Origin of the sequence: uncultured Gimesia sp. (genome assembly GCF_937919775.1) — a bacterium.
Classification (GTDB): Bacteria; Planctomycetota; Planctomycetia; order Planctomycetales; family Planctomycetaceae; genus Gimesia.
The window spans coordinates 1-8,500 of record NZ_CALFPF010000177.1 but is presented as its reverse complement, the minus strand read 5'-3'; the positions used below and the strand labels follow the sequence as shown (position 1 = coordinate 8,500).

Annotated in this window: 7 protein-coding genes; 2 read left to right on the top strand and 5 right to left on the bottom strand. The window is 47.4% G+C overall.

Annotation, left to right across the window (positions count from 1 at the left end):
- On the bottom strand, positions 1-1,326 hold a 1,326-nt coding region (locus tag Q0294_RS04855; RefSeq protein WP_299461494.1), incomplete at its 3' end, for a 6-phosphofructokinase.
- Positions 1,327-1,673: 347 nt separating this feature from the next.
- Between Q0294_RS04855 and Q0294_RS04850 the strand changes: the two genes are divergently transcribed.
- Positions 1,674-2,894, top strand: coding sequence for a trypsin-like peptidase domain-containing protein (locus Q0294_RS04850; RefSeq protein ID WP_299461492.1), 1,221 nt, complete (start codon positions 1,674-1,676; stop codon positions 2,892-2,894).
- Positions 2,895-2,954: 60 nt separating this feature from the next.
- On the opposite strand, the gene rpmA is transcribed toward Q0294_RS04850, so the two are convergent.
- The 3 genes from rpmA to Q0294_RS04835 form a co-directional block, all read right to left on the bottom strand.
- Positions 2,955-3,212 (bottom strand): 50S ribosomal protein L27, encoded by a 258-nt coding sequence (gene rpmA / locus Q0294_RS04845; protein WP_299461490.1) that lies wholly within the window; start codon positions 3,210-3,212, stop codon positions 2,955-2,957.
- Between the two features lie 150 nt (positions 3,213-3,362).
- Positions 3,363-4,205, bottom strand: a complete 843-nt coding sequence (locus Q0294_RS04840; protein WP_299461488.1) for a hypothetical protein — start codon at positions 4,203-4,205, stop codon at positions 3,363-3,365.
- A 500-nt stretch (positions 4,206-4,705) separates the two neighbouring features.
- Entirely contained in the window at positions 4,706-6,166 is a 1,461-nt protein-coding gene (locus tag Q0294_RS04835; protein ID WP_299461486.1) for a serine/threonine-protein kinase, read from the bottom strand.
- A gap of 379 nt (positions 6,167-6,545) precedes the next feature.
- Between Q0294_RS04835 and Q0294_RS04830 the strand changes: the two genes are divergently transcribed.
- The gene (locus Q0294_RS04830; protein ID WP_299461484.1) at positions 6,546-7,805 is read left to right on the top strand and encodes a CPBP family intramembrane glutamic endopeptidase; all 1,260 of its coding nucleotides are present in this window, start codon (positions 6,546-6,548) and stop codon (positions 7,803-7,805) included.
- 38 nt (positions 7,806-7,843) lie between these two features.
- On the opposite strand, the gene Q0294_RS04825 is transcribed toward Q0294_RS04830, so the two are convergent.
- Positions 7,844-8,500 (bottom strand): c-type cytochrome (locus tag Q0294_RS04825; protein ID WP_299461483.1); only part of this gene is annotated, 657 nt, incomplete at its 5' end.

Here is an 8,500-nt window from a genome sequence, read left to right as displayed (position 1 = left end):
GGTTTTTAAATGACCGGTATCAAACAGATCTTCCCGTAAAATTTCCAGGTCGTCAGAGCCAATTGCATTCGTGAATATTTTTGACAGGTAATCAATGCCCAGCTTGGATGGCTGGTATCGATGCTCGTCATAAAAAGCAGGATGTAAGACGCGCGGATGAATCCCACGCCACGCGTCCCTTAAGGCGTTTCCATTAATGGAACTGACATAAAATCCTTTTTGCTCACTCCACTGCAGGATTGACACATAATTATTTTGCCGCTGCACGATCAGATCGACGGCTTTTCCCCCTAATTGTGCCGCATAATATCGATCAAAGCGAATCGGGCGTCCGCCACGTTGCGTATGACCAATTTTTCTGGTAAATGTCGCTGCGGCAGCCTGTTCATGACGCTTGCGTGAGACAAAATAGTGGTCTCCCATTGATTCAATGAGCATATTCTGCAACACCTCTGCTGCTCCACTAAATATGATATTCCCGGCAGGATCTACACTTTTCGAGATGTCGCCCAGGCGTTTTCCATTCGAATCTCGCAGGCCTTCTCCAATGACAATGACCACATTTTTCTGGGCGTCATACAATTCACGTACCCGTCGTTCAAATCGCTCATAATCCAGAGGGACTTCCGGTATCAGGATAATATCAGGTTGTCCGTAAGCGGCTCCTAATGCCAGATAACCCGATTCTCTTCCCATCACTTCAACAATCGCAATACGACGATGGCTTTCGGCCGTCGTACGGATACGTTGAATCCCCTGGACGCAGACATAAACAGCCGTGGCATATCCGGGAGTGGCGAAATTAACGATATCATCCAGTTCGAGATCCTGTTTACCTGGCAGCTTTCGGAATTTTACCTTGTTGGTTTCAGGATCGACTTCGCGTGCCCATTCATTCGGTTCATCCAGGTAATTCAAACCCAGATCATTATCAATTGTTTTAGGCGCCAACACACAGGGCATAAACTGGGATATGGGTTGCATGCCATTCAGCGTACCATCACCGCCAATACAGATTAAACCTTCGATTCCAAGCTGATCCAGTCGCTTCTTAACCAGCTGTAATTCCCCGGCATGCGATTCATCGATATACGTCCGAGAGGACCCCAGGATTGTCCCACCACATCGAGGATCAAGTTCAGGAATTGTGGAGTACAACGGATTGAGTCGAACATGTGGTACATTGGGATCGAGCAATCCGCCAAATCCTTTGATAATCCCGACCACCTGCAACCGAAGTTCATTGGCTCGTTCGACGGCTCCAAAGATTGTTGCATTCAAAGCCGGTGTGTCTCCACCTGCTGTTAAGAGGGCAATCCGACGCATTGTGATCCTTCCATGCTGAACTTCCGGTTGAATTAGGAAAACCTCATTGTCTTCAATATCGGATAATCTGATGTAGAAACTGTCTTATAACTCGAAAAACGTGATTTCCTATTTACCCACCAGAGAGATTCGCGATAATGCCCAGTCTCACTTTTTCTGACTGGCGACTTGACCACAGTCAGGAGGCTCTGGTCATCTGGCATCGAATTATGATCTAGTTCCTTCCAGATTTCATGCGTTTTTTGAGAAAACTTTTCATTTCATTTTTCATTTTATGCAATCCACTAACCGCCTCAACATCCTGTTCTGCCTAGTCTTCTTGAGTTACGTTTCGCCTGAGGTATAACATGAAATATATATTCGCCTGTTTTTTCTCAGCAGTCATCGGTGGTCTGATTGTTGCCTCGTTGGAATCCCCCTCTGCGATCTGGATTTCTCCCTCGGAAGCACAACTTCAACCCAAACCGAGCGGGCCGCGGATTATACCTCCCACTCCACTGGGCCCCCCGATATCCAAACCGACAATAAAAAATCCTGAGCCGGTTCTCCATAAGGAACTTTTCAATGAACAAGGATTGACGCCGGAAGAAGTGATCAACGTAAGTGTTTACGATAATTTAAATAAAAGCGTCGCTCATATCACGACGAAAAGTACAAAGACAGATGGTTTTTTCTTATTGGAATATGATACGGAAGGTGCGGGCTCCGGCGCCATCATTGATAAAGCGGGACATATTTTGACGAACTATCATGTTGTTGAGGACGCCCAGCACGTGAATGTGACTTTGTTCAACGGTAAGTCCTATCCGGCAACTTTAGTAGGCGCCGATTTAATTAATGACATCGCCGTCATCAAAATTGAAGAAGATCCCGCCATCCTGCAACCGGTAACGATGGCAGATTCCAGTAAATTAAAAGTCGGCCAGAAAGTGTTTGCAATCGGAAATCCCTTCGGGCTGGAACGCACGATGACTTGCGGCATTATTTCCAGCCTGAACCGATCATTAAAGCTCCGTGGAAACCGAACGATCAAATCCATTATTCAGATTGACGCAGCCGTCAACCCGGGCAACTCCGGAGGACCTTTACTCAATTCGCACGGTCAGTTGATTGGGATCAATACCGCGATTGCCAGCAACACCGGACAAAGTTCAGGCGTCGGTTTTGCAATTCCCTCAAACCTGATCGCCCGCGTTGTCCCACAACTCCTGGCGCATGGCCACATGATTCATCCTGAAATTGGCATTCAACGCGTCTACGAAACTGAACAGGGATTACTCGTTGCCAAACTGACCCCCGGCGGCCCGGCAGAAAAAGCCGGCATTCAAGGCCCCAAGATAGTACGACAGAGAAGGGGACTGATCGTCATCGAACGAATCGATCGAGAGGCGGCTGACCTGATTGTTGCCGTCGACCAGAAACAGATTAAATCGGCTGCGGACTTTCTGGACTATATTGAAAGTCAAAAACCGGGAGACACAGTGGTCGTGACTGTTTTAAGAGGCAAAGAACAAACGCCTACAAAAATCTCAGTCACACTGACTGCCAGTCACTCCAACCGGCAATAAAAAAAGGCATCCTGAATGAGATTCAGGATGCCTTTGATGTCTCTCATGGCGGAAAATGATCTAGTTCAATATAGCTACAGGTTCAACGTTAATGCGTCGACCTTCCTTATCGAAGTAAACATTCCCTTCAACCAGTGAAAAAATGGTATAGTCTTTACCCATACCGACATTTTTACCGGGATGCCATTTGGTTCCACATTGACGGGCAATAATATTTCCTGCCAGGACGCTCTCACCGCCAAACTTCTTGATTCCGCGACGCTGTGCTTGTGAATCACGTCCGTTACGGCTCGAACCTTGGCCTTTCTTATGTGCCATTGCTTTAATCCTCAGGTCTCAAAAACTGCCCGCAATTGGGGCGTATCATTAAAAAACGTGTTGATTGAGGCCGTATCTTGGCGAATCAGGCCTTAACTTGCAAGAGATAATCGTATTTCCAGACAACTTCCCGCTATTTTCCCGAAAGAATCAGGGCTTCGTCTCTGCCGGCTCTTCGATTTGCAGCTCTTTTTTCATCTTTGCCGCCATTTCAGGGTCATCCGGCAGGTAAACCCAGTAGGGGATGCCTTTAGGACGAAATTCCTGTTCCTGCTGTCCAAACTCATCCCCCGGGCGCCAGTATTGTTGAACGAGCACTTTTCTCAGGGTAATTGGTTTTCCTTCAGGACCTTCGATATTTTTATAACCGTTTGAAAGTCCGGAAAACAGCAGCGTAAAATAATCCGTATTGGGATCAACTCCCGTCCAGACACAAACGCCATAAATAGCATTATCTTCTTTGGAATCCAGCGGGGTTTCGGCTGGTAATTCACCTATAATTTCCACGGCATTCTTGAATTGGCCGCGTTCTCTCTGGTTAATGAGGGCTTCAGCTTCCGGAAGTATCTGGTTGGGATAAATTTTCTGCTGACCATTATCGTTCGTGATCAAGGTAATTTCCGGCACGAATAAAGGCGGCCCTGGTGGCGGAACTTCGGCGTTTTCCGGCGTGAATTCATTCTTGTCATCCGGTCGTTCAATCGGTCTGAGGATACATTTATATACAATATACCAGACCAGCGTTTTTTCTTTTTTGCCTGTTTTGGGGTTAGTCAGATCCAGTCGAACCATCCGCATGGGCTTAAATATGGCATCCAGCACCCACAATGATTTCTGAGCTGCGCGTTCTTCGCCGGTTGCTGTGATGTCTGCTTTAATCGAAAATCCGCGATTCAGACTCTGATTCTGAGCCAAAATCGGATTTCCGGCAGAATACAGAATACAACTGCAGGTGAAGGCGATCAGAGGAAATTGTTTCAATGAATGACGCATAAAAAACCCCAGAAATTCTGACAATTCCCGAATGAGAACTGTTTTCGTAAGTAACAGTATATCGACTAACTGATTGAGATTCCCATAGAGAGTTTACTGAATCGCTGAGGAATCCGACTTGAGCCTGAACCATTTGCTGAAATAAACAGGCTGTATGCCCTATGCCGCAAACCAGTACAAACATTCAGACAAACCGGCGTATCAGCTCAATACATCCATATTCTGTCTCATTTTCCAGCCTTGACTATATCAGTGGTTTGAATGGATGGTCAAGCTCTTGATTTAATATCTCATGATTTCAAGGCTAAATCCGGACGAGAGGCATCATAATGCGCTACTGAAACGCCTTTCATCGCTGTTCAAGAGCTGGATCTGCTGCTGGATTGTGTTGCAGAATATGGGAATCCGCATCAAGCAGCAATTTGCAGGGAAAAACGATTCAGTGGCAAAATCGCTACAATCGGTGATTTAATGAAGTGACCTGATTCCATGCGGACTGCTCAATGAAGATCATCGCCTGTGAGCAGTTTTTCAATCTGATCTGCGTGCTGTGCCACAGCCATGACACTTTTACGGATATCTTCCGCATCGACGGATGAGCGGGGAAAGGTATCCACCATCACAAACTTGGTTTCGCCGTTTACTTCGCGGATTGAAATTCCACCGTGTGAAATCTCTGCATTCAATCTGAGTGCTTCTTCATAATACTCGGGCTGTGCGTCGCAGCAGGTGCTGTAAATCAACAAGAGCCGTTCATGCAACTGATGGTCGCTCGGCTCAATAAACACCGTCTGTTTTCGTTTCTCAGTCTGTCGGACTTCGAGAAGATACTGATGTCCGGTTCTTTTCCAGGTGACATTCGGATTGTCGTTAAACGCTTCATAGAGTAATGCCTCAACATTCTTAACCTGGCCTAAAACTGCCGTCAGGAATTGGGCTGCCATAAAACCATTCTGAAATCGATTCGCAGGACTTTTATCCAGCATTAAAGAAACACACTCGGAAATTTCCAATGGAACATCCGGACGCAAATCCCGCACACTCGGGGCGGCTTGAGAAATCACTTCCTGAATCAGCGAATTAAAATTCTGACCACGATGCGGGAGCTGTCCTGTTAACAGAACATAAAAACAAACGCCCAGCGAATAGACGTCTGATGTCGCGGTTGCAGGAGCCCCCTGAAATAACTCGGGAGCCATATAATTCGGCGTACCGGCAAGGTACTGTTGTGAAGAGAGATGGTCATCCGCGCTAATTCGCTTCGCCAGACCGAAGTCAGCAATTTTAGGAATGCCCGAGCTGGTTAAGAGAATATTTTCGAGCTTCAAGTCCTGATGGATGATGCCCTTAACATGTGCGGTTCCCAGGCCAGAGGCAATTTGAGCAATTAAGGAAGTGGCATGCAAAGGAGTCAAAGGCCCATCTTCTCGCACGACACGGCTCAAGGCACGCCCCGCGATCAGTTCCATTTCCAGAAAACGGTAGCCCCGTTCCTCTCCAATGGCGTGCGCCGTTACAATATTGGGATGGTTCAATGTTGCAACTGCCCGTCCTTCCTGCAAAAAACGCTGCACATAATCGGGATCGCGTTCAGCCAGACGGGGCAAGAGAATTTTCAGGGCACACTGTCTTCCCAGGTCACGATGCGTAGCGAGATAAACCATTCCCATACCACCGCGGCCGATCAACGACTGGCATAAATAAACATGCAACTCCGTGCCAATGATGGGGTCATCCAGACTGGAAGAGGTTGGTAACGCATGCGGAACCCGGGCAGCCAGATCATTGATGACGATTGTTTCCTGCAAATCAGGAACGGTGATCCCGTCGACCTTTGCACCGCAATCCGGACAATATTCGACTCCCTTCTCCTGAAAGAATGTCGAATTGCAGTTGGCACAATATTGAAGCTGGCACTTGTTACCCGCTGCATCAGGTTCAGAATCTTGATCTGGTAACATTTCAGAAAATTGCCCGACGGAACAGCTGGTATCAGTAGTAAACGATTCGTTCATAGCTCTGGCCCTGCTGATATCATACCTGGTTTTTAAGTAAAAGCGATAACGAGTATTCACAAGAAATGGAGCTCTGTCGTATGAAATTCGCCTGAGCAACCTGGTTATTAGGGTGGAATCCGGTAATTCCTGAAAAAAACATGAATTCGCACTTCTTAACGTCGACTATAAATACATAGACTGAAGCAAACAGATTTTGCGCCATTTGAGATATCGTCATGGCCTAATACATTCTGAAATAATAAGTTACATCAATAATTGCATCACCGTTCATACTGGACGGCAGGACTGCAAATGAACTGTCACTCTGTAATAGAATTCCAACATGGCTGCTGCTGAAAATACGCCTTCCGAAAAACCGAAGCCTGACTCGTCAGACGCTGAGTTCCTGCAGGACGAGATGTTCGAGGATACCGACAGCGTTATCCAGCCACAACACGCTGACTCCGCAGTCGATCAGATTTTGCAGGAGGCAGAACAAGTTGCCAGATTAGACGATCAGCGAAGTCGCAAACCCGTCACACAGCGAACTCCGGGGCCGGGTTTATTTGAATCCATCTGCTGGATGTTTGGCGTGTTTGGCGCGCACTTCGCGGGAATCATGGTCTTTATCGTCGGAACGTTCATTTATCTGATGCTGACAGCGAAGCTGGGACAGAATTCTGAACTGATTCGCAAGCAATTCACACAGTTTTTTGAAGACCATACTTTAGAGATGGCGGGGGTGGAACAGGGGGTCTTTGTTTTCATCGTGATGGCTGCTGTGGGATTGCGGTTGGGGAGAGGTACCTTAGCAAAATTGAATCTGCAATCCTTTGCCATCTCGACCGGTTTGCTGTTATTCATTTCTGTTCTTCCGCTTTCTTTGCTTTCAGGTGAATTCTATCGTCTTGCCTTTGACGCCTGGAGTTCTTTTACCGAGCAGATTCCCTGGTTGAAGCAGTTCAATGAGATGCAAACGATGGAACTGGTCAAGCAGATGGCCGAAAACAGCCCGTTATGGGCGCTCGTGCTGGTGATAGCAGTCTTCCCTGCGATTGGTGAAGAAATTGTCTTTCGTGGATTGATCGGCCGCGGGCTTCTGGCTCGCTGGGGATTAATTCCCGGAATTTTAATTACATCGATCATGTTCGGGATGGTGCATGCGCATCCGGCACATGTAATGGCTGTGATTCCATTGGGAATGTTCATGCATTTCGTGTACTATGTGACTCGCAGTTTCTGGGCGCCGGTTCTGGTGCATTTTATGAATAATGCCTTTGCCGTCACGATGGCAAAAATGGCGACAGAGCTTCCTGAAAATGCAGCGAAGTTAGGCGACGAAACACAAGCCGTTCATCCTATGATCCTCCTGGCGGCTGTCCTGTTTATTACCGTCGTTTGCTTCTACCTGTGGAAAACACGCGCGAAATACGTAAAACCAAACGGAAGCGAATGGACTCCCGGTTATACTTCTAATGAAAGCCCTCCGCCGGGAAATGGGATCACGCTCGAGCGCGAACGAGCAGCCTTTGGTTTTTATCCCGGCCTGACACTGCTGTATATTAATTTTCTGGCCATGATGACGTTCTTCGGGTTGCAATAATCGGCACCTGATCGTCGACTGCTCGTTCCCCAGGAGATTCAAAGGGTTTTCAAATACTCGAGAACCGCCTCTTTCTGAGACGGATCCAGATCGTTTGGATAATGATGGCCGGTCGCCCCTTTACCAAACTGCGTGGTATCGAAATACATCCTTTTTTGCATCGTTGATAAGCTGTCCGGCATCACGGAAAACGTTTCGATTTCCAAACCGACTTTGTTGACGTCATAGCCGTTTTCAGTACGCTTCCAGATTTCAGGACGATCTTCCGGATGCAGGACATGCCACAAGGTCGGCACTGATCCATTATGAAAATAGGGAGCCGAAGCCCAGACTCCATTCAAAGGAGGTGCCACATATCCACCCGGATCTTCTACAACCGGATCTTTTCCGTAGCGGGATAACCAGCTTTGATTTAAAGCAGCCCGGTATGCCGGCAGCAAGGATTGCAGGCGAACCGGGTCCGTCTTTAATTCCGTAATCGGTATCGTCTTTTCCGGATAGGTTGAACCATCACCATAAGTACCGTGACAACGGGCACAATGATCATTGAAAACCTGCTGCCCCTGACGTGCCAACGGTTCATTAATGGGCCACCGATAACGCGGCGCTTCCAGAGACTCAATATACGCGAGAATATCCTCGAAACCGGTTTCCCATTCTTTAATTTTCTGGGCATGATTACGAGGAATCAGGAT

Bases quoted from the DNA above. Each gene is read 5' to 3' on its own strand.
- Q0294_RS04840 (WP_299461488.1), bottom strand. From the start codon at position 4,205: ATGCGTCATTCATTGAAACAATTTCCTCTGATCGCCTTCACCTGCAGT.
- rpmA (WP_299461490.1), bottom strand. From the start codon at position 3,212: ATGGCACATAAGAAAGGCCAAGGTTCGAGCCGTAACGGACGTGATTCA.
- Q0294_RS04830 (WP_299461484.1), top strand. From the start codon at position 6,546: ATGGCTGCTGCTGAAAATACGCCTTCCGAAAAACCGAAGCCTGACTCG.
- Q0294_RS04835 (WP_299461486.1), bottom strand. From the start codon at position 6,166: ATGTTACCAGATCAAGATTCTGAACCTGATGCAGCGGGTAACAAGTGC.
- Q0294_RS04850 (WP_299461492.1), top strand. From the start codon at position 1,674: ATGAAATATATATTCGCCTGTTTTTTCTCAGCAGTCATCGGTGGTCTG.